This window comes from Oceanicaulis alexandrii DSM 11625, assembly GCF_000420265.1.
In the GTDB taxonomy this organism is placed as follows: Bacteria; Pseudomonadota; Alphaproteobacteria; order Caulobacterales; family Maricaulaceae; genus Oceanicaulis; species Oceanicaulis alexandrii.
Genome location: NZ_ATUP01000003.1, coordinates 1 through 25,892, shown reverse-complemented (window position 1 = coordinate 25,892; position 25,892 = coordinate 1). Strand labels below are relative to the sequence as shown.

Sequence of the window (25,892 nt, the reverse complement as noted above, 5' to 3'; positions counted from 1 at the left end):
CGATGGAAGAGAAGCTGCGCTTCGCCATCCGTGAAGGCGGCCGCACCGTGGGCGCTGGCGTGGTGTCCAAGATCACCGACTAAGCGCACGCGCTGCCTGCAGCGCACCGCACAGATCAACGCCCCGGAGCCCAGCTCTGGGGCGTTTTTCGTGCGCAGAATGAGGGCGGTGGGAGAGGGCGGCGATTCGGTAGCGTCCAAAACGCCTTGAGAGGCATCGGGCGGCATGAGCAGCCAGGCGTGTGATGCTGTAATGTTTCCAGACGCAGGAAGCGCGTCTCAGGCTACGAATCACCACCACCGGGTGCAAGGGCCGGCGCTGGAATGCTGCTGGCGCGAAATGTGTCCGGGCCACCACATGAAAAAGACGTGCCGCGCTGCATATGTACAATCAGAAGTCACAAATGTGATTTTTCTGTCACGATCAAAAGTTCATCTCTTGTCCATACTCAACGGCGTGTTGACCGGTCTCGGTTGAACGCCATAGGGTTCTGTTATGTCCGCATTATTCATTTGTGCGGGCGCCATCGTACCGGTCGCTCGCACCTAAAAAAGGGGAGGTGCGGCGGCTTTGTTATTCAGACGAAGCGGGGAGATATTTATGCTTCAAAACAAAGCACTGGCTCGTAAGCTGCTGTGCGCAACCATGCTGTCAGGCATGGCGTTCGCGGCACCTTCGGCATTCGCTCAGGAAGAGGAAAGCGCGGCTTCGGAAGATACCATTACGGTGACCGGTACGCGCATTCAGTCCGCTAACCTGGTCGCCACCAGCCCGGTGACCACCATCGACGCCAGCGAAATCGCTGGCCGCGGCGTGATTCGCGTCGAGGACATGGTCAACCAGCTGCCGCAAGCCTTCGCAGCTCAGGGTTCCAACATCTCAAACGGTTCCACCGGCACCGCGCAAGTCAACCTGCGTGGTCTCGGCGCTCAGCGGAACCTGGTTCTGTTGAACGGTCGTCGCCTGCCTTACGGCTCGCCGCGTTCGGTTCCGGCTGACGTCAACCAGGTGCCGAGCGCTCTGGTCGAGCGTGTGGAAGTTCTGACCGGCGGCGCATCGGCCGTTTACGGTTCGGACGCGATCACCGGCGTTGTGAACTTCATCCTTGATGATGATTTTGAAGGCCTGCGTATCGACACGCAGTACAGCTTCTATCAGCACAACAACGAAAACTCGACGATCCAGGACCTGGTGAGCGGCTACGCCGCTGGCAACCCGTCCCAGTTCAAGCTGCCTGACGACAATGTTGTTGACGGCGAAGCGGTCGAGATCTCTGCTGTCATGGGTGTGAACACCCCGGATGGCCGCGGTAATGCTTCTGCTTACATCTCGTATCGTAACGTGAACCCGGTCTACCAGGCGAACCGTGACTACTCGGCTTGCGCATTCGGCACCCAGAATGGCGGCACCGAATTCTCTTGCTCGGGTTCTTCCACGAACGCCACGGCGAACTTCCTGAACCTTGGCACTGACCCGGCGCTGGCGAACTTCCAGAGCTGGTTCCGCACCAACGGTTCCCAGTTCATCGATCGTGACTTCACGTCCGATACGTTCAACTTCAACCCGTTCAACTTCTACCAGCGTCCTGACGAGCGTTACACCGTCGGTTCGTTCATCAACTATGAGTTCAGCCGTCATTTTGACGCCTATGCCGAACTCAGCTTCATGGACAACACCTCGAACTCGCAGATCGCGCCGTCCGGCGTGTTTGGCGGCGGTGTTGCCGGTCAAGGCGGCGGCATCAACTGTAACAACGCCTTCCTGACCGCTCAGCAAGTTGACTTCCTCTGCACCCAGAACGGTCTCGGCCCGACGGATGTGGCTGAAGGCGTGCTGATCCTGCGCCGGAACGTTGAAGGCGGTTCGCGTAACTCCGACATCCGTCACACCACCTATCGTGGCGTCGTCGGTCTGCGTGGCCAGGTTGCGGACAGCCCGTTTGATTACGACGTGTATGCGTCTTATTCGAACGTTTCGTTCGCCGAGAACTACAACAACGAACTGTCCATCCGGAAGTCCTCGCTGGCTCTGAATGCTGTCGATGATGGCGCTGGCAACATTGTCTGCGCCGTGAACGCTGATGCGGATCCGTCCAATGATGACGCGGCTTGCGTGCCGTACAACATCTTCTCGGGCACCCCGTCTGCGGCTGCGATCGCATACATCACCAACCCGCTTCTTCAGCGCGGCACCGTGACCCAGCAAGTGGTTTCGGGCTCCATGTTTGGTGACCTGGGCGCTTATGGCCTTGTGTCTCCGTTCGCCACCTCCGGCGTTGGCGTCGCATTCGGTGCTGAATACCGTCGTGACTCCCTGAGCCTCCTGCCTGACTCCAACTATCAGTCTGGCGATGGTTTTGGCCAAGGTGGTCCGACTCCTCCCGTCTCCGGCACGACCGACGTCTGGGAAGTGTTCGGTGAAGCCCAGATCCCGATCATCGAAGGCGCTCAGTTCGCTGAAGTCCTCGCTGTCGAGTTGGCTTACCGTTATTCCGATTACTCCACCGGCGTGTCGACCGACACCTACAAGGTTGCTGGCGAGTGGGCTCCGATCGACGATCTGCGTTTCCGCGGTTCTTACCAGCGTGCGGTGCGTGCACCGAACGTGATCGAGCTGTTCTCGAACCAGTCGATCGGCCTGTTCGATCTGACCCAAGGCGCGAATGGTCTGTATGATCCTTGCGCTGGCGCCAACCCGTCCGCGACCCTGGCCCAGTGCCAGAACACGGGCGTGACGGCGGCTCAGTACGGCAACATCGCCGACAACCCTGCTGGTCAGTTCAACCAGCTTGGCGGCGGCAACCCGAATCTCGATCCGGAAGTGGCTGACACGTACACGATCGGCTTCATCTTCACGCCGAGCTTCATCGAAGGTCTGACCATTACGGCTGACTATTTCGACATCGAAGTGGAAGACACGGTTTCGACCGTTTCGCCGAACCAGTCGCTGACTCAGTGCTTGGCCACTGGTGATCAGAGCTTCTGTTCGCTGGTCAATCGTGGCGATGGCGGCACCCTGTGGGCGAACCCGTCGGGCTTCATCGTGGCGACCAACACCAACATCGGTTCGCTCTCGACCTCGGGCTTCGACATCAGCGCCACCTATAGCCTGGATCTCGAAAACTTCGTGTCCGGCTCGGGTTCTCTGGAACTTGAATATGTCGGTACGTTGCTGGATTCCCTGGAAACAGTGAGCAGCCCGACTGCAACCCCGTTTGATTGTGTGGGCTTCTACAGCTCTTCGTGCGGTACGCCGAACCCGGAATATCGTCACAAAGCGACCGCCACTTGGCTGACGCCGTTTAACGCGGACTTCACCCTGAGCTGGCGTCACTTTGGCGAAGTGGAAATCTTCGGCGGCGGCGCTGCGATCAACCAGACCCTGGAGAGCCAGGACTGGTTTGACCTCAGCGGTAACTTCTACGCCCGCGACAACGTTCGTTTCCGCGCTGGTGTGAACAACATCTTCGACAAAGAGCCGCCGCTTTCGGCTGCTGTGGGCGCCGGCTTCGGTAACGGCAATACCTACCCGCAGGTTTATGATGCGCTTGGCCGTTACGTCTTCGCAGGCGTGACCGTCGAGTTCTAAGTCAGAACCTTACGGGTTTGAAAACTGGGCGGCGGACCTCTGGTCCGCCGCCTTTTTCTTTGGGGAGCGCTTTTGCCGATAACCGCACAGCAAAAACCCCACGCTTTTCAGCGCGGGGTTTGCATATCAACGCGAATGTCCAGACGGACGGGGCGGGCGGAGAGGGTTAGCCGCCGCCGACAACAGGCGTCGTAGACCGCTGCATGCGTTCGACCTGGGTGCGACCGGCTTCAGAGTTGCGTTCGACATCTTCCGGGGTCATGCAAACGCGCTCACGGCGCAAAGAACCGAAGACCTGACGATATTCACAGACCAGACCTTCTTCATCCGCCATAGCCAGTTGAGCGTCGATTTCATTGCGGACACGTGCTTCGCGATTGGGGTCAGCCGCGCACGCAACCAGCGTCAGGGACGCGGTCGCCGCGACAAGACCAAAAAGAATTTTCATGTTCCCCTCCTTTTTATATTGGGCACTGCAACATAACAGGAGTGCTCGCCAGATGCGAACCGGAATTCGCTAGCTCGTCTCTTTAAGGGAATCAAAGCCAGACAAAAGAGCGCGGACAAGGTCTTGTTCTTCCTTGGAGAGTTCCGGCCGCCAGATGTCGAATAATAAGATGACTCGCTGTGCTGCAGCCTGATTGGCGGCTTCATGTTCGATTGAATCGTCAAAAATCAGCAATTCACCTTCCGTCCAGGACCGCGTCTGTGAGCCGACGCGCAAAAAGCCCTGCCCTGGAATGACAAGGGGCAAATGGCAGATCAGCCGAACATTGAGCAATCCGTTATGAGGCGGGATCGCTGCATGCGGTTTAAGGCGCGAGAACAACACGGAGGGTGTCGCGCCTGGTATATCGCACAGGGGCGCATGGCTGAGCGCGTGTTCGACCGCAGGGTGCTTTGACAGGGCTTCCTCCTGTCTGTGTCCGTCTTTCCACAGGAAGCGCGCTGACCAGTCCGTGTTGCCCACCATGTTGTGGGGGTCTGCATGCGGCCGATCATCGCCTTGGACATAGGCGTCAAACGAGCCGTCAGACTGGCTCAGTTCCTGCAGCAAGCTCTCGCGTATGGCTTGCGTATGGTCTTCCACGGCTTCCGCCCAGTCAAACTGGCGCCGGTCATAGAATTCGATCTGCGGCAGCTCGGGATAGTAGTACGCGGTCGGTTCCTGAACGTAGATGCTGCTTTTGCCGACGAGAATATCCAGAGAGCGTTGAAACCGGGCGGAGCGCTCAGGCCGGGTGAAACCTTGGTTTTTCAGGCGTTCGAGTATCTCGGCTTCATAACTGCGCATGATCTGCTGGGTCTGAGACTGGATGCGCGCCAGGTCCGCGGACAGTTCTTGCGGGATTTGCGGTACGGTGGAGGCGCTGCGCAGCGCTGCGTCATAATAGGTGGCGGCCTTGCGCGGCTCGCCGTCCGCATGCCTCCGGTCGCCCTTGAAGATCAAGGAGCGAATATTGCGAGGATCCAGCCGTAACGCCTGATCGATGGCGTGCTCGGCTTGCACCATGTCGCCCATACCAGCGCAAGCGTAAGCGAGGCCGATGTAGAGAGTAATGTTTGCTGGCTCATACGGCTGCGCCTGCTTGAAGAGCAGGGCGGCGTCAGAATGCCTGCCAGCCTGCAGGGCGGAGAAGGCGGCGGGTAGGAGCGATTGAGACGTCTGCATGCGATCAGAATCCAGCGTGAAAGGCGTTTCTAGACGCTATTGAGTTCACACTGCTGGCGGGCAGGGGTCAAACGTTCGCCCCCTATTTCCAAGGCTGATTCACAGCCGTTTGCGGCGCCAGTTGACTGGTCTGGCCATGGGACGGGCTCCGTTTGCGCCGACAGTTGCCCGGTGACTCGCCGCGCCGCGCGGAAATACAACGAGACGGATATCAACTCTAGATCGTGGGTCGCGGAGGTTGAAATTCATTGCCGGAATGTAATAGTTGCGATCACGCAACATTGATATTTTGTCATGTTAATCAGCACTTTTTGGCCACAAATACGGCACTGGGAGAGTTTTATGCTCCTCTAAGTTGGGTAAAATGCATTTTTGCAACACCGGCATTGCAACAGCACGTCACCCTGAAAAGTTCACTTTTAAGGCGAATGAAGCGGCGCCTAGTTTGCCCCATCCACTCGAACACGAGTGCGAGCTTGTTCTCGGCCTGTCGACTACAGGCCTTGCCTCTGAATTACGGGGAGACGTGAATGTCCTATAAGAATTTTAAAACCTGGGCTCTGGCGTCCAGCCTGCTCGCCGGTCTCGGCGCAGCAAGCGCGCCGGCTCTGGCTCAGGAAGATGCGGAAGGCGCCCAGCAGGACGTCATCCAGGTCACCGGTACGCGCATTCAGCGCGGCAACATGACCGAAGCGACGCCGGTCAACACCTTCAACGCCGAGCAGTTCGAGCTGTCCGGCGCCGTGAACACCGCCGAACTGCTGCGCACCCTGCCGGCCGTCGGCGTGTCGTCACTGACCTCGACCAACTCCAACTTCACGGTTGCTTCGTCCGGTGTGAACACCATCGAGCTGCGCAACCTGACCGAAGACCGCACCCTGGTGCTGATGAACGGCCGCCGTTTCGTCGCGGGCCTGCCTGGCACTAACAATGTCGACTTCAACTCCATCCCGACCGAGTTGATCGAGCGCGTTGACGTCGTCACCGGCGGCGCATCTGCCGTTTATGGCTCTGACGCCTTGGCTGGCGTTGTGAACGTCATCCTGAAAGACGACTTTGAAGGCATTGTCGCTTCCACCCAGGCTGGCATTTCCGACGAAGGCGACGACGAGACCTACCGCGCATCCCTGACCATGGGTTCGATGTTTGATCAGGGCCGTGGCAATGCTGTGGTCTCCAGCACCTGGTCGCGTGAAAACGGCGTCTATGCCCGTGACCGCGAAGGTCTGGACCGTGATGGTCTCTCCCGCGCCTTTTTCGACCCGACCGTTGAGAACTGGCAAGAGGACGTGATCCCGTTCTACTCGTCATTCTCCGAGCGCGGCCGCATCCGGATTCCCGGCCTGTCCGCTGGTGGCGCCCCGACCGACGTTGCAAACCTTGTGTTTGACGAAACTACCGGTCAGGTGCGTCCGTTCACCTCTGCGAACGCTGACGGCTCGCCGCTGGACGGCTTCAACCGTCAGGCCTATCGCGCCATCGCTGTGCCGACCGAACGTTTCACCTTCTCCTCGCTCGTGAACTACGAAGTGAACGAGAAGATGAACTTCTTCTTTGAAGGCACTTATGCGTCCACCGAGACCCGGTCTTCTCTGGAGCCGTTCGCTCTGTCCTCTGACGACGTGTTCGGCGACAACGCTGCTCAGTTCGTCGATGATAACAATGACGGCGTTTACGACCGTTCGCGTTACGGCATTTCCATCCTGAACCCGTATGTTCCGCTCGCCATGCGCGACGCTGCTCGTGCGGCAGCCGATTTCAACAATGACGGCATCCAGGACATCGCGGATGAAGACCTGGTCGTCGGCTTTGTGCGCCGTATGACCGAAGTGGGTCAGCGTTCGTCGCAGAACACCCGCCAGACCGCACGCATCGTCGTCGGCCTGGAAGGTGATCTGACCGACAACTGGTCTTATGAAGTCAGCGCCAATGTGGGCCGCACCACTCAGTCGCAGCGCTCGACCGGTCAGGTCAACGTTCTCAACCTGCGTCAGGCGCTCAATGCGACTGAAGTCGGCGGCCAGATCGTCTGCGCCGACGACATTGCTCGCGCTCAGGGCTGCGTGCCGGTCAACATCTTCGGCCAGGGCTCCATCACCCCTGAAGCCGCAGCTTACATCAATGCGCCGTCCTCGCGTCAGGCTGAAATCAGCCAGCAAGTCTATTCAGGCTTCCTGACCGGTGATGTCGGCTTTGCGTCCCCGTTCGCAGAAGAAAATGTCCAGGTCGTCGTCGGTGCGGAATACCGCTCCGAAGAGTCCGAGAGCGTTCCGGATGCGCTGAGCCAATCCGGCCAGAACGGCGGCAACGTCTCTCCGGCTGTCTTTGGTGACTTCCAGGTGGCTGAGCTCTTCGCGGAAGCGGAGATCCCGCTGGTGCAGGGTCGTCAGTATGTCGAAGACCTGCGTCTGAACCTGTCCGCACGTGCGTCCGATTACACCACCGTGGGTCAGACCTTCGCCTGGGCCGCCAACCTGCAGTACACCCCGGTCGACATGCTGCGCTTCCGGGCTCAGTACTCTGAATCCGTGCGGGCGCCGAACATTGGCGAGCTGTTCCAGCCGCCGTCAGAAACCTTCGAGGGCGGCGACGACGTTTGCGCCGGCCTGACCCTGTCGGGTTCTGATCCGGCCTTCTTCAACAGTGCTGACGACGCCACCTCCGGCATTGACACAGGCACTGTGAACTCGTCCATCGCCCAAGCGTGTTTCGCGGATCCGGCTGTCGCCGCCCGTGTGAGCCGTGACGGCTTCTACATCCCGACCCAGGGTGAGATTCAGGGCATCGCCGGCTTTAACGGCGGCAACCCGAACCTCTCTGAGGAAACCGCCACCTCCATTACTCTGGGCGCGGTCTTCTCTCCGGACTTCGGGAACATGTGGGTCGACAACTTCGCTCTGTCTGTTGACTACTTCAACATTGAGATCGAAGACGCGATCTCAGGCATCGCTCGCCAGACCTCGATCAACCAGTGCTATGACAACGGCACCGGCGTTTACAACGCCAGCTCCGTGTTCTGTTCGAACATCGTGCGTTTCAACTCCGGCCCGTCTGTCGGCGCCATCAATGAGCTGAACGCCCTGCAGCAGAACCTGGCGACCATCGAAACCGCCGGCGTTGACGTACAGGCCAGCTACTTCCTGGGCCTGAATGATGTCTTCACCGACACCAGCTGGGCACTGGGTGATCTGAACTTCACCCTGACTTACGGCTATCTGGAGAAGTGGGAGCAGGAATCGTTCCCGGGCGCTGAGGTGATCGACTATGCCGACACCGCGGGACTGTTCGAGCACGAAGTGCTGTTCTCTACCGTCTACCGCAACGGTCCGCTGACTGTCGCTTACGACATGAACTGGATGCCGGAAACGCGTCTGGAAGCCACGGGCGACCTGGCTGAAGCCATGGTTCCGTCTGCGACCTTCCAGGATGTTCAGGTGCGTTGGGCGTTCGAAAACCAGCTCGAGCTGGTGTTCGGCGTGGACAACATCACCGACGAGTTCATCAAGTATGGTCAAGGCTTTGACTCTACGGGGACGGGCACGGACGGCGCCATCTATGACGCCATCGGTCGTCGCTGGTATGTGGGTGCGCGTAAGACGTTCTAAGTCTTAAGCGTTCCATCGCTCAGAGAGGCGGCGGGCCTGATGCAGGCCCGCCGCTTTTTTGTGGGAAAAGGGCTTTTCATTCGGGCTCAGGCTCGTTAAAAGACCGGCTTCCGAATAACGGCCCGCTACGTTTGTGCGCACATGATCCTATATAGGATGATGTGAGCACGCGACGCGGGCCGCTGGGTCTAGGGGTGTAGCTCAGCTGGTAGAGCGACGGTCTCCAAAACCGTAGGTCGGGGGTTCGAACCCCTCCGCCCCTGCCAGGCCCGCAACACGTGATCGGTGACGTGCCGAAGGGAAGATGACGAACGCTATGGCGCGAGACACGAAAAGCCGTCAGTCTGCGAACGCTGGCTCATCCGGGAAGTCCGGATCGACTCAAGCGGCCGCGCCTGTGCGCAAGCCGATGAACCCGCTGAAATTCTTCAGCGAGGTGCGTCAGGAGGGCCGTAAGGTCACCTGGACGTCGCGCAACGAGACTCTGGTCTCCACCATCATGGTGCTGGTCATGGCGTCGTTCGCCGCGCTGTTCTTTCTGGGCGTCGACACGGTGATCGGCTTTATTGTGAACTTTCTTCTGGGTCTGGGAGCCTGATCGGGATGGCTGCGAAGTGGTATATCGTCCACGCCTATTCCAACTTCGAGAAGAAGGTGGCCGAGGCGATCCGCGCCGAGGCTGCGCTGCAAGGGCTTGAAGACAAGTTCGAAGAAGTGCTGGTGCCGACCGAGGATGTTGTTGAAGTGCGCCGCGGCCGCAAGGTGAACGCAGAGCGCAAATACTTCCCCGGTTATGTGCTGGTGAAAATGGATATGACTGACGAGGCCTATCACCTCGTCAAGGACACCCCGCGCGTCACGGGTTTCCTGGGGTCGGGCCGTCGCCCGACGCCGGTGCCGGAAGGTGAAGTGCGCCGTATCATGGGGCAGATGGAAGAGGACGCCGAGCGTCCGCGTCCGACTGTCTCTTACGAAGTGGGTGAGACCGTGCGCGTCACTGACGGCCACTTCCAGAGCTTTAATGGTCTGGTTGAGGAAGTGGACGACGAAAAAGGCGTGCTCAAGGTCGCCATCAACATTTTCGGCCGGGCGACCCCGGTCGAGCTCGAATACGCTCAGGTGGAAAAGACCGCCTGATCGTAGACTGGTGCGGGAGGTCGCGGCGAAAGACCATGCCGGGACCGCACCGCGCCGCCCATTGAGAAAAGCCGCGCTTTTTTGAGCGCGGCTTATTGTGCAATCCCCAGGCGTCGCTTGCGGCGCGAATTGGAGGACAGGGACATGGCGAAGAAGATCGCAGGTTATATCAACCTGCAAGTTCCCGCCGGTGCAGCCAACCCGTCGCCGCCCATCGGGCCGGCGCTGGGTCAGCGCGGCGTGAACATTATGGAATTCTGTAAGGCGTTCAACGCCAAGACCCAAGAGATGGAAAAAGGGATGCCGATCCCGACCACCATCACGGTCTATCAGGACAAGTCGTTCACCTTCGTGATCAAGACCGCTCCGGCGAGCTTTTTCCTGAAGAAGGCGGCGAAAGTTCAAAAAGGGTCCGGCGAAGCGGGTAAATCTGCGCCGATCGCCACCGTGACCTCGGCCCAGTGCCGTGAGATCGCGGAAGCGAAAATGAAAGACCTGAACGCAAACGACCTGGATGCCGCGACCAAGATCATTGAAGGATCTGCGCGCTCCATGGGTTTTGAGGTGGTGGGGTAAGCATGGCCAAGATTGCTAAGCGTATTGCCGCCGGCCGCGAAGGTCTGGACCGCGAAAAGCTTCACACCGTCGCCGACGCTGTGAAGCTGGTGAAAGAGCGTGCGACCGCCAAGTTCGATGAAACCATCGAAGTGGCCGTGAATCTGGGTGTTGACCCGCGCCATGCTGACCAGATGGTCCGCGGCGTGGCCAATCTGCCCAACGGCACCGGCCGCTCCATGCGCGTCGCCGTGTTCGCTCGTGGCCCGAAGGCTGATGAAGCCAAGGCCGCCGGCGCGGAAGTCGTGGGCGCGGAAGACCTGGTCGAGCAGATCCAGGGCGGCGAGATCAACTTTGATAAAGTGATCGCCACTCCGGACATGATGCCGCTCGTCGGTCGCCTGGGTAAGGTCCTGGGTCCGCGCGGCATGATGCCGAACCCGAAAGTGGGCACCGTGACCATGGACGTGACCAAAGCGGTCGAAGCGTCCAAGGGCGGCGCTGTTGAGTTCCGTGCTGAAAAAGCCGGCATCATTCACTGCGGCGTGGGCAAGGCGTCCTTCTCTGAAGACGCCCTGACCGAGAATGTGCGCTCTTTGCTGGAGGCTTTGATGAAAGCCAAGCCGACCGGCGCCAAGGGGCAGTACGTCAAAGCCATCGCGCTGAGCTCCACCATGGGCCCGGGCGTGAAAGTGGACGTGTCTGAAGCATCTGCACCGGCTGAAAACGCGTAAGCGTTTCAGCTGAATGAGTTTCCTGAGGGGCAGTCTGACTGCTCTTCAGGATGTCCGGATCGGGAAGGGGGCTTCGGCCCGGTTTCCGGTCCACCTGTCCGAGATCCTGGGGGAGGCCTCGCGCCTCTTAATCCAACCGGCCCCGGGTGAGACAGAGCGACAATCGATACTCCCGGCCGTGCGCTGGAAGGGTCGGTTCGAGCCCTGGGACAGGCCAACGCCGCAGGACGCCTGATCTGGATCAGGCATTCCGGCGGCGGCTTGAGCGAGCCGTCCATAGGGGACGGCTCAAAAAGGGAGACCGCAATGGATCGTACGACCAAAGAAGCGGCGGTCGGGGAGCTTTCGGAAATCTTCGAAAGCGCCGGATCCGTCGTTCTGACCCGTTATTCGGGTCTTACCGTTGCGGAAATGACCAAGCTGCGCGGTGATCTGCGCGAGGTGGGCGGCAAACTCAAAGTTGTCCGTAACCGTCTCGCCAAGATCGCGCTGAAGGGTCAGAAAGGCGAGGCCGCCTCCGACATGTTCGAAGGCCCGGTCGCAATCGCTTATTCTGAGGACTTCACGGCTGCGCCGAAAGTTGTCGTGGAATTCGCCAAATCGAACGACAAGTTCGATCTGGTGGGCGGCTTTATGGAAGAGGAAATCTTCGACGCCAAGGGTGTCGTGGAACTCTCCAAACTGCCGTCTCGCGAAGAGCTTATCGGCGCTATCGCGGGTCGTCTCCTGGGCCAAGCTGGCGAAATCGTCTCGCGCATCACTGCGCCGGGCAACACGCTGGCCGCTCAGATCGAGACCATCCAGGAAAAAGCCGAAGCCTAGTCGTCTCTGCACATCGAACCGATACCCTGATTACCGCAAGGAATTGAACCATGGCTGATATCGCCAAACTCTGTGATGAACTGCTGGCCCTGACCATTCTGGAAGCCAAAGAACTCAACGACCTTCTCGAAGAAAAAGGCATCAAGCCGGCCGCCGCTGCTGTGGCTGTTGCTGGCCCGGCCGCCGGTGGCGAAGCTGCTGCTGAAGAGAAAGACGAGTTCGACGTCGTCCTGATGGAAGCCGGCGACAAGAAAATCAACGTGATCAAAGAAGTCCGCGCCATCACCGGCCTGGGCCTCAAAGAAGCCAAGGAACTGGTGGAAGCCGGCGGCAAAGCCGTCAAAGAAGGCGCCTCCAAAGCCGAAGCCGAAGAGATCAAGAAGAAGCTCGAAGACGCTGGCGCGAAAGTCGAGCTCAAGTAAGGCGTTTCGGGCCGGGCTTGGTTCTGGTCCGAATGCGTTATACGACGTACGGGCGTGCAGGGATTCCTGCGCGCCCGTCACGCCGTTAAAGTTTCCTCTGCAGGTTGTTCCGTTCTGGGGCCTGCAGTCTGACCGCGACGGGGGCACCCCTCGTTCCTGGCGCGGCATACCAGAGCGGGTCTTGGGGGACCTTAGGGTCCTAACGCAAGCGCCAGGCTGATTGAGCCTGCGAAGGGAGCGGAAATGGGTCTGTCGTTTACCGGCAAGAAGCGCATTCGCAAATCGTTCGGCCGGATTCCCGGTGCGGTCGAAATGCCGAATCTCATCGAGGTTCAGAAGCATTCCTATGAACAGTTCCTGATGAAGGACACCGCGATTGCGGACCGGCCTGATGAAGGGCTTCAGGCGGTGTTCAAGTCCGTTTTCCCGGTGAAGGACTTCTCAGAGCGCGCTCTGCTCGAGTTCGTCTCCTACGAATTCGAACCCCCAAAATACGACGTTGAAGAATGCGTCCAGCGCGACATGACCTATGCGGCTCCGCTGAAGGTCAAGATGCGCCTGATCGTCTTTGATGTGGACGAAGAAACCGGCTCCAAGTCCGTCAAGGACATCAAGGAGCAGGACGTCTACATGGGCGATATCCCGCTGATGACCGACAAGGGCACCTTTGTCGTCAACGGCACCGAACGCGTGATCGTCTCCCAGATGCACCGCAGCCCGGGCGTGTTCTTTGACCACGACCGCGGCAAGACGCACGCATCGGGCAAGTTCCTGTTCGCCGCGCGGATCATTCCCTATCGCGGCTCCTGGCTGGACTTCGAGTTCGACGCCAAGGACATCCTTCATGTGCGTATCGACCGCCGCCGCAAACTGCCGGCGACGACGCTGCTGTACGCCCTGGGCCTCGATAAAGAAGAAATCCTGTCCACCTTCTACGGTCGTGTGACCTATCAGGCGGGCAAGGACGGCTGGACCATGCCGTTCGTGAAGGAACGCTGGCGCGGCCTGAAGCCGTCGCGCGACCTGATCGACGCCAAGACCGGTGAAGTTGTCGCGGCTGCGGGCAAGAAGATCTCCGCGCGCGCCGCCAACAAGATGGCGGAAGAGGGCGTTGAAAGCCTGCTGGTCTCGTCAGAAGAGCTGATGGGCAAGTTCGCGGCTGAGGACCTGGTGAACGCCGAGACCGGCGAGATCTTCGCCGAAGCGGGCGACGAGCTGACCGAAGAAGTGATCGCTGCGATCACCGAAGCGGGCGTGGACAGCCTGGACATCCTGGACGTCGACGGCCTGTCCATTGGCGGCCATATGCGCACCACGCTGGCGGCTGACAAGAACGACACCCGTGAGCAGGCGCTGATCGACATCTACCGCGTCATGCGTCCGGGCGAGCCGCCCACGCCGGAAACTGCGGAAGCGCTGTTCGCGGGTCTGTTCTTTGATCCTGAGCGTTATGACCTGTCTCCGGTCGGCCGGGTGAAGATGAACATGCGTCTGGACCTTGAGTGTCCGGACGATGTGCGCGTGCTGCGCGCCGAAGACATCATTGAAGTCCTGCGCGTCCTTCTGGACCTGCGTGACGGCAAGGGTGAAATCGACGACATCGACAATCTGGGCAACCGTCGCGTCCGCTCCGTGGGCGAGCTGATGGAAAACCAGTACCGTGTCGGCCTGCTGCGCATGGAGCGCGCCATCAAGGAGCGCATGGGTTCGGTTGATATCGAAACCGTCATGCCGCACGACCTGGTCAACGCCAAACCGGCCGCGGCTGCGGTGCGTGAATTCTTCGGCTCCTCGCAGCTGTCGCAATTCATGGACCAGACCAACCCGCTGTCTGAAGTCACCCACAAGCGCCGCATGTCGGCGCTTGGCCCGGGCGGCCTGACCCGCGAGCGCGCCGGCTTTGAAGTGCGTGACGTGCACCCGACCCACTATGGCCGGATCTGCCCGATTGAAACGCCTGAAGGCCCGAACATTGGTCTGATCAACTCGCTGTCGACCTATGCGCGCGTGAACAAGTACGGCTTCATCGAGAGCCCCTACCGCAAGGTGGAGGACGGCAAGCTCACCGATCAGGTCGATTACCTGTCGGCGATGCAGGAAGCGCGCTTCACCATCGCTCAGGCGAACGCCACCGTGGACGCCGAAACCGGCATGCTGGCGAACGAGTTCGTCAACTGCCGCGTGGGTCCGGGGCGTGACGCGACGCTGATCCCGCGTGAAGACGTGGACTATATCGACGTGTCGCCCAAGCAGGTGGTGTCGGTTGCGGCCTCGCTCATTCCGTTCCTGGAAAACGACGACGCCAACCGCGCTCTGATGGGCTCGAACATGCAACGCCAGGCCGTGCCGCTCGTGAAAGCGGAAGCGCCTCTGGTGGGCACCGGCATGGAAGCTGTCGTGGCGCGGGATTCCGGCGCTGCGGTCGCCGCTCGCCGCGAAGGTGTTGTGGAGCAGGTGGACGCCCAGCGGATCGTGATCCGCGCGGCGGGTGATGTGGGCGCGGCCGAGTCCGGCGTCGATATCTATCGCCTGTCCAAGTTCCAGCGTTCGAACCAGTCCACAGCCATCAACCAGCGCCCGATCGTGCGCGTGGGCGATACTGTGCGCACCGGCGACATCATTGCGGACGGTCCGTCCACCGATCTGGGCGATCTGGCCCTGGGCCGCAACGTGCTCGTCGCGTTCATGCCCTGGAACGGCTACAACTTCGAGGACTCCATCCTCATCTCCGAGCGTATCGTGCGTGATGACGTGTTCACCTCGATCCACCTGGAAGAGTTCGAGGTGATGGCCCGCGACACCAAGCTGGGTCCGGAAGAGATCACCCGCGATATTCCCAATGTCGGCGAGGAAGCCCTGCGCAACCTTGACGAAGCGGGCATCGTGGCGATCGGCGCCGAAGTGGAAGCCGGCGATATTCTGGTGGGCAAGGTGACGCCGAAAGGCGAAAGCCCGATGACCCCGGAAGAGAAGCTGCTGCGCGCCATCTTCGGCGAGAAAGCGTCTGACGTGCGCGACACCTCGCTGCGTCTGCCGCCGGGCACCACCGGCACCATCGTGGAAGTTCGCGTCTTCAACCGTCACGGTGTGGACAAGGACGAACGCGCCATCGCCATCGAGCGTGAAGAGATCGAACGTCTGGGTGAAGACCGGGACGACGAGCTCGCCATTCTCGAGCGCGACATCTTTGGTCGTCTGCAGGAAATCCTGATCGGCAAATCCGCTGTCTCGGGGCCGAAAGGCTTCAAGAAGGGCGAAGTCACTGGCGAGGCGCTGGAAGACGTGCCGACCAGCCAGTGGTGGAAGATCGGCCTGGAAGACGAAGAGGCCATGGGCCGCGTCGAAGCGCTGAAAAAGCAATACGACGAGTCCAAGGCGCGTCTGGACCGCCGCTTCGAAGACAAGGTCGAGAAGTTGCAGCGCGGCGACGAGATGCCCCCGGGCGTGATGAAAATGGTCAAGGTGTTCGTGGCGGTGAAGCGCAAGCTTCAGCCGGGCGACAAAATGGCCGGCCGTCACGGCAACAAGGGTGTGATCTCCAAGATCAATCCGATCGAGGACATGCCGTTCCTGGATGACGGCACCGCCGTCGACATCGTGCTCAACCCGCTCGGCGTGCCGTCGCGGATGAATGTCGGCCAGATTCTGGAAACCCATCTGGGCTGGGCCTGTAAGGGCCTGGGCCGTCAGATCGGCGAAGCGTATGAAGCTTACAAGCGCACCGGCGATCAGGGCGATCTGAACCAGATGCTGATCAAGGCCTATGGCGAAGATCAGGAGCTGCCGGACGGCGAAGAGGCGCGGGCTGAACTGGGCCGCAATCTCGCCAACGGCGTTCCCATCGCCACGCCGGTCTTTGACGGCGCCCGCGAAGACGACATTGTTGATCACCTGCAGCGCGCAGGCTTCGACAAGTCCGGCCAGTCCATCTTGCATGACGGTCGTACGGGCGATCAGTTCAAACGTCCGGTGACCGTGGGCATCAAGTACCTGCTCAAGCTGCACCACCTGGTGGACGACAAGATCCACGCCCGCTCCATCGGCCCGTACTCGCTGGTCACCCAGCAGCCGTTGGGCGGCAAGGCGCAGTTCGGCGGTCAGCGCTTCGGCGAGATGGAAGTGTGGGCCTTGCAGGCTTACGGCGCCGCCTACACCTTGCAGGAAATGCTGACGGTGAAGTCGGATGACGTTGCGGGCCGCACCAAGGTCTATGAGGCCATCGTGCGGGGCGACAACGCCTTTGAAGCCGGCATCCCGGAAAGCTTCAACGTGCTGGTCAAGGAAATGCGTTCGCTTGGTCTGAATGTGGAGCTGCTCAACCAGTAGGTCGAGCCAGCCAGAACAAGAGAGCGAGCGATCGCGTAGCGGATATCAGACGGCGGGCCCGGACCCCTCAAACCGGCCCCGCCGTCGCCACCGTCAAGGAGACGGACCATGAACCAAGAGGTCATGAACATCTTCAATCCCTCCGCCGAAGGCCCGTCCTTCGACCGGATCCGGATTTCGCTGGCCAGCCCGGAGAAAATTCTCTCCTGGTCCTTCGGCGAGGTGAAGAAGCCTGAAACGATCAATTACCGGACGTTCAAGCCTGAACGCGACGGTCTGTTCTGCGCCCGTATTTTCGGCCCGATCAAGGACTATGAGTGCCTGTGCGGCAAGTACAAGCGCATCAAGTACAAGGGCATTATCTGCGAGAAATGCGGCGTTGAAGTCACCCTGGCGCGCGTGCGCCGTGAGCGCATGGGCCATATCGAGCTCGCTGCGCCGGTGGCTCACATCTGGTTCCTGAAATCACTGCCGTCCCGGATCTCGCTGTTCCTGGACATGGCCCTCAAGGATGTGGAGCGCGTGCTCTACTTTGAAGGCTATGTGGTGATCGAGCCGGGCCTGACGCCGCTTCAGAAGCAACAGATCCTCACCGAAGAAGAGTATTACGAAGCCGTCGACGAGTACGGCGAGGACGCCTTCACCGCCGGCATCGGCGCGGAAGCCATCCGTGAAATCCTCTCCACGATGGATCTGGAAAAAGAAGTGGAGCAAATGCGCGAGGAGATGGGTGAAACCGGCTCCGAGCTGAAGCTCAAAAAGCTCGCCAAGCGCACCAAGCTCATCGAATCCTTCATGCTCTCCGGCAACAAGCCCGAGTGGATGATCCTGACCATCGTGCCGGTCATTCCGCCGGAACTGCGCCCGCTCGTCCCGCTGGACGGCGGCCGGTTCGCCACGTCGGACCTCAATGACCTGTATCGCCGCGTCATCAACCGCAACAACCGCCTCAAGCGCCTGATCGAGCTGCGCGCGCCGGACATCATCATCCGTAACGAAAAGCGGATGCTGCAAGAGTCCGTCGACGCCCTGTTCGACAATGGTCGTCGCGGCCGCGTGATCACCGGCGCCAACAAGCGTCCGCTGAAGTCGCTGTCCGACATGCTCAAGGGCAAGCAGGGCCGGTTCCGTCAGAACCTGCTCGGCAAGCGCGTGGACTATTCCGGTCGTTCCGTGATCGTGGTGGGCCCCGAGCTGAAACTGCACGAATGCGGTCTGCCCAAGAAAATGGCGCTCGAGCTGTTCAAGCCCTTCATCTATGCGCGTCTCGACGCCAAGGGCCTGTCCGGCACCGTCAAGCAATCCAAGAAGATGGTGGAAAAAGAGCGTCCGGAAGTCTGGGACGTTCTCGACGAGGTCATCCGCGAACACCCGGTCATGCTGAACCGGGCGCCGACCCTGCACCGTCTGGGCATCCAGGCGTTCGAACCCAAGCTGATCGAGGGCAAGGCCATCCAGCTGCACCCGCTGGTCTGCGCCGCGTTCAACGCTGACTTTGACGGCGACCAGATGGCCGTGCACGTGCCGCTGAGCCTTGAGGCCCAGCTGGAAGCGCGCGTCCTGATGATGTCGACCAACAACATCCTGTCGCCGGCCAACGGCAAGCCGATCATCGTGCCGTCCCAGGATATCGTGCTGGGTCTGTACTACCTGTCGATCGTCAAGGACAAAGAGCCTGGCGAAGGCATGGTCTTCGGCTCCATGGGCGAGCTGGAAGCAGCGCTGGATTCCGGCGTTGTGACCCTACACGCCAAGGTCAAGGCGCGCTATTCCGGCGTTGATCCGGAAGGCAATGAATACACCAAGGTGATCGACACCACGCCGGGTCGCATGAAGCTGCTTGAGCACCTGCCCAAGCACCCTGAAGTGCAGCCGGATGTGCTCGATGGTCTTCTGACCAAGAAAGCTGTCGGCGGCCTGATCGACATCGTCTATCGCCACACCGGCCAGAAGGCGACCGTGATCTTCTGCGACAAGATCATGGCCCTGGGCTTCAAGGAAGCGGCGCGCGCTGGCATTTCCTTTGGCAAGGACGACATGCTGATCCCGGACGCCAAGAAAGACCTGGTGGGTGAAACCCGCGCCCTGGTCGGCGATTACGAGCAGCAATATGTGGACGGCCTGATCACCAAGGGTGAGAAGTACAACAAGGTCGTCGACGCCTGGGCGAAGTGCACCGACAAGGTCGCTGACGCCATGTATGACGAGATCTCCAAGCCGGTCAAAGACGACGATGGTCGCGACGGCGAAGTGAACTCGGTCTACATGATGGCCCACTCGGGCGCTCGTGGCTCGAAAAACCAGATGAAACAGCTCGCCGGCATGCGCGGCCTTATGGCCCGTCCGGACGGCTCGATCATCGAAACGCCGATCATCTCGAACTTCAAAGAGGGGCTGACGGTTCTGGAGTACTTCAACTCCACCCACGGCGCTCGTAAGGGTCTGGCGGACACCGCGCTGAAAACGGCGAACTCGGGTTATCTGACCCGTCGTCTCGTCGACGTGGCGCAGGACTGCATCGTCACCGAGTTTGATTGCGGCACCTCTCAGGGCATCACCCTGGGCGCGGTGGTCAATGGCGGCGACATCGTCGAGCCGCTCAGCCAGCGTATTCTAGGCCGGAACACGGCGGAAGCGGTCAAGGATCCGTCCACGGGCGAGGTTCTGGCGCCGGCCGACACCTATATTGATGAAGAGCTGTCCCTGGCGCTTGAAGCTTCGGGCGTCAGCACCATCAAGGTGCGTTCGCCGCTGACATGCGAAACCCGCGTCGGCGTCTGCGCCACGTGTTACGGACGCGACCTGGCGCGCGGCACCAAGGTGAACATGGGTGAAGCGATCGGCGTGATCGCGGCCCAGTCCATCGGCGAGCCGGGCACCCAGCTGACCATGCGGACCTTCCACATCGGCGGTACGGCGCAGGTGTCCGAGCAGTCCTTCATCGAAGCCACCCACGAAGGCAAGGTCGCCTTTGTGGAGCGCAACACGGTGCAGGCTTCTGACGGCTCCTTCATCGTGCTGAGCCGGAACATGCAGGTCCAGATCACCGATCAGGACGGCAACCCGCTCGAGACCTACAAGCTGCAATACGGCGCCAAGCTGCGCGTCGATGCAGGCGAGAAGGTCAAGCGCGGCGCGCGTCTGGCCGAATGGGACCCGTACACCATGCCGATCGTCACCGAGGCGGGCGGCAAGGTGAAGCTGATCGACATCATCGACGGTCTGTCGGTGAAGGAAGACACCGACGAAGCCACCGGCATCGCCTCGAAAGTGGTGGTCGACTGGCGCGGCACGGGCTCCAAATCCGCGTCGATCCAGCCTGCCATGGTGATCGAGGACGCCAATGGCGAGCCGGTCAAGCTGGCCGACAAGACGGCGAACTATATGCTGTCTGTGGGCGCCATCCTCTCGGTCAATGACGGCGACACGGTTCAGCCCGGCGACGTGCTGGCCCGTATCCCGACCGAGGGCGCCAAGACCCGTGACATCACCGGCGGTCTGCCGCGTGTGGCCGAGCTGTTCGAAGCGCGTCGTCCGAAAGACCACGCTGTCATCGCCGAGATGACAGGCCGCGTGGAATTCGGTCGCGACTACAAGAACAAGCGCCGCATCTCCATCACGCCGGAAGGCGATGATGCGGAGGCTGTCGAATACCTGGTGCCGAAGGGCAAACACCTTACGGTTCAGGAAGGCGACATCATCCAGCGCGGCGAGTACCTGCTCGACGGCAACCCGGCGCCGCACGATATCTTGCGGATCCTGGGCGTCGAGGCGCTGGCCGATTACCTGATCAACGAGATCCAGGAAGTCTATCGCCTGCAGGGCGTGCCGATTAACGACAAGCACATCGAAGTGATTGTCCGGCAGATGCTGCAGAAGATGGAAATCACCCATCCGGGCGATTCCGGCTATCTCAACGGCGAGCATGTCGACAAGATCGAATGGCTTGAAACCAACGAGAAGCTGGAAGCGGAAGGCAAGCGTCCGTCCGTGGCGGACCCGGTCCTGCTGGGCATCACCAAGGCGTCGCTGCAGACCCGCTCCTTCATCTCGGCGGCGTCCTTCCAGGAGACCACCCGCGTGCTTACCGAAGCGTCGGTGCAGGGCAAGGTGGATACCCTTGAAGGCCTGAAAGAGAACGTGATCGTGGGTCGTCTGATCCCGGCCGGCACCGGCTCGATGATGCGCGAGTATCAGGTCGAGGCGGATGCGCGTGACGAAGCGCGCATTGCCGAGCAGAAAAAAGCCGTGAAGAGCGGCGATGAGGCCCTGCCGGCCGAAATCGCCGAAGCTGCGGCTGAGGAAGCTCGAAGCGAAAGCTGATCCTTCGCTCTGATCTGAAAGAAGCCCGTCAGCTTTAGCTGGCGGGCTTTTTCATGTGCGGGGCAGGGGCGCGGTGTGCCGGAGATTCGCATGCGTGTGATTTTCAGCGTCGTGATGTGAGGAAATCAGTGCTGCACTGGCCTTGGAATCCTCGGCTGGAACGGCTCTGACAGTGATTGAGGACCCTCTCAGCATTGAAATACCTCAATGGAGAAAGCGAAACCCACGCGATTTCCGCAACTTGCCCAGCCTGCAAATTTCCCGTGAAGGTGATCTTGACGGAATGGCCTGCTCTGAGTAGGTTCCGCGCTCGATTTCGGGGGTGAGCCGTAATCCGTCCTGAGTCCGTCATGGATGACTGGAACGGGTTAGACGTCGCCCGGAACAGACACATACAAGCTTCAACACCGTCCGCGGACGAACGGCTTCAGTCGTCGCGCCCCGGTCGGGTTTTCGCGTCTTTGGTGCGCCTTTGGACGGGAAAACAGGAACAGGAACGGATAGAGGCCTGATGCCTACAGTTAACCAGCTCATCCGCAAACCGCGGAAAGACAAGCCGAAGCGGAACAAGGTTCCCGCGCTTCAGGCGTGCCCGCAACGCCGTGGCGTTTGTACGCGCGTTTACACCACGACGCCGAAGAAGCCGAACTCGGCGCTTCGTAAAGTCGCCAAGGTTCGCCTGACGAACGGCTATGAAGTCGTGAGCTACATTCCGGGCGAAGGTCACAACCTGCAAGAACACTCTGTCGTGCTCATCCGCGGCGGCCGTGTGAAAGACTTGCCGGGCGTGCGTTACCACATCCTGCGCGGCGTTCTGGACACCCAGGGCGTTAAAGACCGTCGTCAGCGTCGTTCGAAATACGGCGCCAAGCGTCCGAAATAAGGAGAGGCGTTCATGTCTCGTCGTCACCGCGCTGAAAAGCGCGAGATTCTACCCGACCCGAAATTCGGCGATCGCGATCTGACCAAGTTCATGAACTACATCATGGTCGATGGTAAGAAATCCGCCGCTGAAGCCATCATCTACGGCGCCCTCGACATCGTTGAGGAAAAAGTGAAGCGCGAACCCGTTCGCGTCTTCCACGAAGCCCTGGACAATGTGGCTCCGGAAATCGAAGTGCGCTCCCGCCGGGTCGGCGGCGCCACGTACCAGGTTCCGGTCGAGGTTCGCCCCGAGCGCCGCAAGGCTCTGGCCATTCGCTGGCTGGCTGCTGCGGCTCGTAACCGCAATGAAAACACCATGCGCGAGCGGCTCGCCGCTGAGCTCATGGACGCCGCTTCCAACCGCGGCTCTTCGGTCAAAAAGCGTGAAGACACGCACAAGATGGCCGAAGCCAACCGCGCGTTCGCGCATTACCGCTGGTAATCTCCAGCCTGACGCTTGCCTCCTGATCTAAGGACCCTCCCCATGGCCCGCGACTACAAAATCGAGGACTACCGCAACTTCGGCATCATGGCGCACATTGATGCCGGCAAGACCACCACGACCGAGCGGATCCTCTTCTACACCGGCAAATCGCACAAAATCGGCGAAGTGCACGATGGCGCCGCCACCATGGATTGGATGGAGCAGGAGCAGGAGCGTGGCATCACGATCACGTCTGCTGCGACGACCTGCTTCTGGAAGGACAAGCGTCTGAACATCATCGACACCCCCGGCCACGTGGACTTCACCATTGAAGTCGAACGTTCGCTGCGGGTGCTTGATGGGGCGGTGTGCTGCCTGGACGCCAACGCCGGCGTCGAGCCGCAAACCGAAACGGTCTGGCGTCAGGCTGACAAGTACCAAGTCCCGCGGATGATCTTCATCAACAAGATGGACAAGCTCGGCGCGGACTTCTTCAACTGCGTCGACATGATCAAGGATCGCCTGGGCGCCAACCCGCTTTGCGTGCAGCTGCCGATCGGCTCCGAGAGCGAGTTTGAAGGCCTGATCGATCTGGTCGCGATGAAAGAACTGGTCTGGCTGGGTGAAAACCTGGGCGCGACTTGGGAAGTGCGCGACATTCGTCCGGAGCTGGCTGACAAGGCCGCTGAATACCGCGAAGCGCTGGTCGAGACCGCCGTCGAGCAGGACGAAGCTGCGATGGAAGCCTATCTGGAAGGCGAAGAGCCCTCTGAAGAGCTTCTGAAAACGCTGATCCGCAAGGGCACCATTTCCCTGGCGTTCAACCCGATCCTGTGCGGCACCGCATTCAAGAACAAAGGCGTTCAGCCTCTGCTCGACGGTGTTGTGGACTTCCTGCCGTCTCCGGTGGAAGTGGCCTCGATCAAGGGCATCGACGCGAAGACCGAAGAGCCGACCACCCGCAAGCCGTCTGATGACGAGCCGCTGGGTCTGCTGGCGTTCAAGATCATGAACGACCCGTTCGTGGGCTCGCTCACCTTCTGCCGCATCTATTCGGGCACCTTGTCCACCGGTCAGACGGTGCTGAACACGGTGAAAGAGAAGAAAGAGCGCGTCGGCCGTATGCTGTTGATGCACTCCAACTCTCGTGAAGACATCAAGGACGCGTACGCAGGCGACATCGTTGCTATCGCGGGTCTGAAGGACACCACCACGGGCGACACCCTGTGTGATCCGGCTCACCCGGTGATCCTGGAGCGCATGGAGTTCCCTGATCCGGTGATCGAGATCGCCATCGAGCCCAAATCCAAGGGCGACCAGGAGAAGCTCGGCGTGGCTCTGGCCCGTCTGGCGGCTGAAGATCCGTCCTTCCGCGTTTTCTCTGATGAGGAATCCGGCCAGACGATCATCGCCGGCATGGGCGAGTTGCACCTGGACATCCTGGTCGACCGCATGCGCCGCGAATTCAAGGTCGAAGCGAATGTGGGCCAGCCTCAGGTGGCTTACCGCGAGACCGTTGGCGTTGCGCACACTGTCGACTACACCCACAAGAAGCAGTCGGGTGGTTCGGGTCAGTTCGCGCGCATCAAGCTGGAAATCGAACCGGTCGAGCCGGGCGAAGGCTTCTCGTTTGACTCCAAGATCGTCGGCGGCTCCGTGCCCAAGGAATACATTCCGGGCGTGGAAAAAGGCCTGAACTCGGTGCGTGAAACCGGTCTTCTGGCTGGCTTCCCGATGATCGACTTCAAAGTGACCCTCGTTGACGGCGCCTATCACGACGTCGACTCCAGCGTCATGGCCTTTGAAATCGCCGCCCGCGCCGCGCTTCGTGAAGCGAAGTCTTCGCTGAAGATGAAGCTGCTCGAGCCGATCATGAAAGTCGAAGTGGTGACCCCGGACGAGTATACTGGTTCGGTCATCGGCGACCTGAACTCCCGCCGCGGTCAGATCCGCGACCAGGAAATGCGCGGCAACGCTACGGTGGTGAACGCCTTCGTACCGCTGGCGAACATGTTCGGGTATGTGAACAATCTGCGTTCGGCCACTCAGGGTCGCGCCCAGTTCACCATGCAGTTCGACCACTACGAGCCGGTGCCGCAAGCTGTCGCCGACGAAGTGATCTCCAAAATCGCGTAATCTGGATCGACACGATCCACTGAAAAGACGCCTGTCCGAAGAGTAGGAAGAGACAATGGCCAAGGAAAAGTTTGAGCGTACGAAACCGCATGCCAATATTGGCACGATTGGTCACGTTGACCACGGCAAGACGACGCTGACCGCCGCGATCACCAAATACTTTGGTGACTTCCGCGCGTACGACCAGATTGACGGAGCGCCTGAAGAGAAGGCGCGCGGCATCACGATTTCGACGGCTCACGTTGAGTATGAGACGGAAAACCGTCACTACGCGCACGTGGATTGCCCCGGTCACGCCGACTACGTGAAGAACATGATCACGGGCGCTGCGCAGATGGACGGCGGCATCCTGGTTGTGAACGCGGCTGACGGCCCGATGCCGCAGACGCGCGAGCACATCCTTCTGGCGCGCCAGGTCGGCGTTCCGGCTCTGGTGGTGTTCCTGAACAAGGTTGACCAGGTCGACGACGAAGAGCTTCTGGAGCTTGTTGAGATGGAAGTTCGCGAACTTCTGTCCTCTTACGACTTCCCGGGCGACGACATTCCGATCATTGCGGGCTCTGCGCTTGCTGCGATGGAAGGCCGTGACCCTGAGATCGGCGAGAACAAGATCCGCGAACTGATGGCGGCTGTGGATGAGTACATCCCGACCCCTGAGCGTCCGGTTGACCAGGCGTTCCTGATGCCGATCGAGGACGTGTTCTCGATTTCGGGCCGCGGCACGGTTGTGACCGGCCGTATCGAGCGCGGCGTGATTCACGTGGGCGACGAGATCGAGATCATCGGTCTGCGCGACACCGTGAAGACGACGTGTACGGGCGTTGAGATGTTCCGCAAGCTGCTCGACCAGGGCGAAGCGGGCGACAATGTGGGCCTTCTGCTGCGCGGCATCGACCGTGAGGGCGTTGAGCGCGGCCAGGTTCTGGCCAAGCCGGGTTCGATCACGCCGCACGCGAAGTTCGAAGCCGAGGCCTACATCCTGACGAAGGAAGAGGGTGGCCGCCACACGCCGTTCTTCTCCAACTATCGTCCGCAGTTCTACTTCCGCACGACGGACGTGACCGGCGTTGTGACCTTGAAAGAGGGCACCGAGATGGTGATGCCGGGCGACAATGTTGAAGTGTCTGTCGAGCTGATCACCCCGATCGCGATGGAAGAGAAGCTGCGCTTCGCCATCCGTGAAGGCGGCCGCACCGTGGGCGCTGGCGTGGTGTCCAAGATCAC

17 protein-coding genes and 1 tRNA gene are annotated in these 25,892 nt (G+C 60.4%); 16 read left to right on the top strand and 2 right to left on the bottom strand.

Annotation, left to right across the window (positions count from 1 at the left end; translation table 11 throughout):
• Together G405_RS16870 and G405_RS0114515 are read left to right on the top strand one after the other, a co-directional pair.
• Positions 1–83: EF-Tu C-terminal domain-related protein (locus G405_RS16870; protein WP_022702248.1), on the top strand; the 83-nt coding region annotated here is incomplete at its 5' end.
• 517 nt (positions 84–600) lie between these two features.
• Positions 601–3,588 carry a TonB-dependent receptor plug domain-containing protein gene (locus G405_RS0114515; RefSeq protein ID WP_028284848.1) on the top strand — a complete coding sequence of 996 codons (2,988 nt, stop codon included), beginning with the start codon at positions 601–603 and terminating at the stop codon, positions 3,586–3,588.
• Positions 3,589–3,754: 166 nt separating this feature from the next.
• Here the strand turns inward: G405_RS0114515 and G405_RS0114510 are convergent, their stop codons facing one another.
• Together G405_RS0114510 and G405_RS16230 are read right to left on the bottom strand one after the other, a co-directional pair.
• Positions 3,755–4,036 (bottom strand): hypothetical protein, encoded by a 282-nt coding sequence (locus tag G405_RS0114510; RefSeq protein ID WP_022702246.1) that lies wholly within the window; start codon positions 4,034–4,036, stop codon positions 3,755–3,757.
• 69 nt (positions 4,037–4,105) lie between these two features.
• Positions 4,106–5,260: an aspartyl/asparaginyl beta-hydroxylase domain-containing protein gene (locus G405_RS16230; protein ID WP_022702245.1), complete on the bottom strand. Its 1,155-nt coding sequence runs from the start codon at positions 5,258–5,260 to the stop codon at positions 4,106–4,108.
• Positions 5,261–5,790: 530 nt separating this feature from the next.
• Between G405_RS16230 and G405_RS0114500 the strand changes: the two genes are divergently transcribed.
• The 14 genes from G405_RS0114500 to tuf all read left to right on the top strand — a co-directional run.
• The gene (locus G405_RS0114500) at positions 5,791–8,865 is read left to right on the top strand and encodes a TonB-dependent receptor domain-containing protein (protein ID WP_022702244.1); all 3,075 of its coding nucleotides are present in this window, start codon (positions 5,791–5,793) and stop codon (positions 8,863–8,865) included.
• A 190-nt stretch (positions 8,866–9,055) separates the two neighbouring features.
• Positions 9,056–9,131, top strand: a tRNA-Trp gene (locus G405_RS0114495).
• Positions 9,132–9,181: 50 nt separating this feature from the next.
• Complete coding sequence (gene secE / locus G405_RS0114490; protein WP_028284847.1) at positions 9,182–9,463, top strand: preprotein translocase subunit SecE; 282 nt, start codon at positions 9,182–9,184, stop codon at positions 9,461–9,463.
• A 5-nt stretch (positions 9,464–9,468) separates the two neighbouring features.
• The gene (gene nusG / locus G405_RS0114485) at positions 9,469–10,002 is read left to right on the top strand and encodes a transcription termination/antitermination protein NusG (RefSeq protein WP_022702243.1); all 534 of its coding nucleotides are present in this window, start codon (positions 9,469–9,471) and stop codon (positions 10,000–10,002) included.
• A gap of 144 nt (positions 10,003–10,146) precedes the next feature.
• Entirely contained in the window at positions 10,147–10,578 is a 432-nt protein-coding gene (rplK, locus tag G405_RS0114480) for a 50S ribosomal protein L11 (RefSeq protein ID WP_022702242.1), read from the top strand.
• 2 nt (positions 10,579–10,580) lie between these two features.
• Positions 10,581–11,291 (top strand): 50S ribosomal protein L1, encoded by a 711-nt coding sequence (gene rplA, locus G405_RS0114475; RefSeq protein ID WP_022702241.1) that lies wholly within the window; start codon positions 10,581–10,583, stop codon positions 11,289–11,291.
• 306 nt (positions 11,292–11,597) lie between these two features.
• On the top strand, positions 11,598–12,113 hold the full coding sequence (rplJ, locus tag G405_RS0114465) for a 50S ribosomal protein L10 (protein ID WP_022702239.1): 516 nt from the start codon (positions 11,598–11,600) through the stop codon (positions 12,111–12,113).
• Between the two features lie 50 nt (positions 12,114–12,163).
• Positions 12,164–12,535 (top strand): 50S ribosomal protein L7/L12, encoded by a 372-nt coding sequence (rplL, locus tag G405_RS0114460; protein ID WP_022702238.1) that lies wholly within the window; start codon positions 12,164–12,166, stop codon positions 12,533–12,535.
• A gap of 243 nt (positions 12,536–12,778) precedes the next feature.
• Positions 12,779–16,861: a DNA-directed RNA polymerase subunit beta gene (rpoB, locus tag G405_RS0114455; RefSeq protein ID WP_022702237.1), complete on the top strand. Its 4,083-nt coding sequence runs from the start codon at positions 12,779–12,781 to the stop codon at positions 16,859–16,861.
• A gap of 108 nt (positions 16,862–16,969) precedes the next feature.
• Positions 16,970–21,184, top strand: a complete 4,215-nt coding sequence (rpoC, locus tag G405_RS0114450) for a DNA-directed RNA polymerase subunit beta' (protein WP_022702236.1) — start codon at positions 16,970–16,972, stop codon at positions 21,182–21,184.
• 511 nt (positions 21,185–21,695) lie between these two features.
• Entirely contained in the window at positions 21,696–22,067 is a 372-nt protein-coding gene (gene rpsL, locus G405_RS0114445; RefSeq protein WP_009801142.1) for a 30S ribosomal protein S12, read from the top strand.
• A gap of 12 nt (positions 22,068–22,079) precedes the next feature.
• Positions 22,080–22,550: a 30S ribosomal protein S7 gene (gene rpsG / locus G405_RS0114440; protein ID WP_022702235.1), complete on the top strand. Its 471-nt coding sequence runs from the start codon at positions 22,080–22,082 to the stop codon at positions 22,548–22,550.
• Between the two features lie 42 nt (positions 22,551–22,592).
• Positions 22,593–24,668 (top strand): elongation factor G, encoded by a 2,076-nt coding sequence (fusA, locus tag G405_RS0114435; RefSeq protein WP_022702234.1) that lies wholly within the window; start codon positions 22,593–22,595, stop codon positions 24,666–24,668.
• Between the two features lie 55 nt (positions 24,669–24,723).
• On the top strand, positions 24,724–25,892 hold a 1,169-nt coding region (gene tuf, locus G405_RS0114430), incomplete at its 3' end, for an elongation factor Tu (protein ID WP_022702233.1).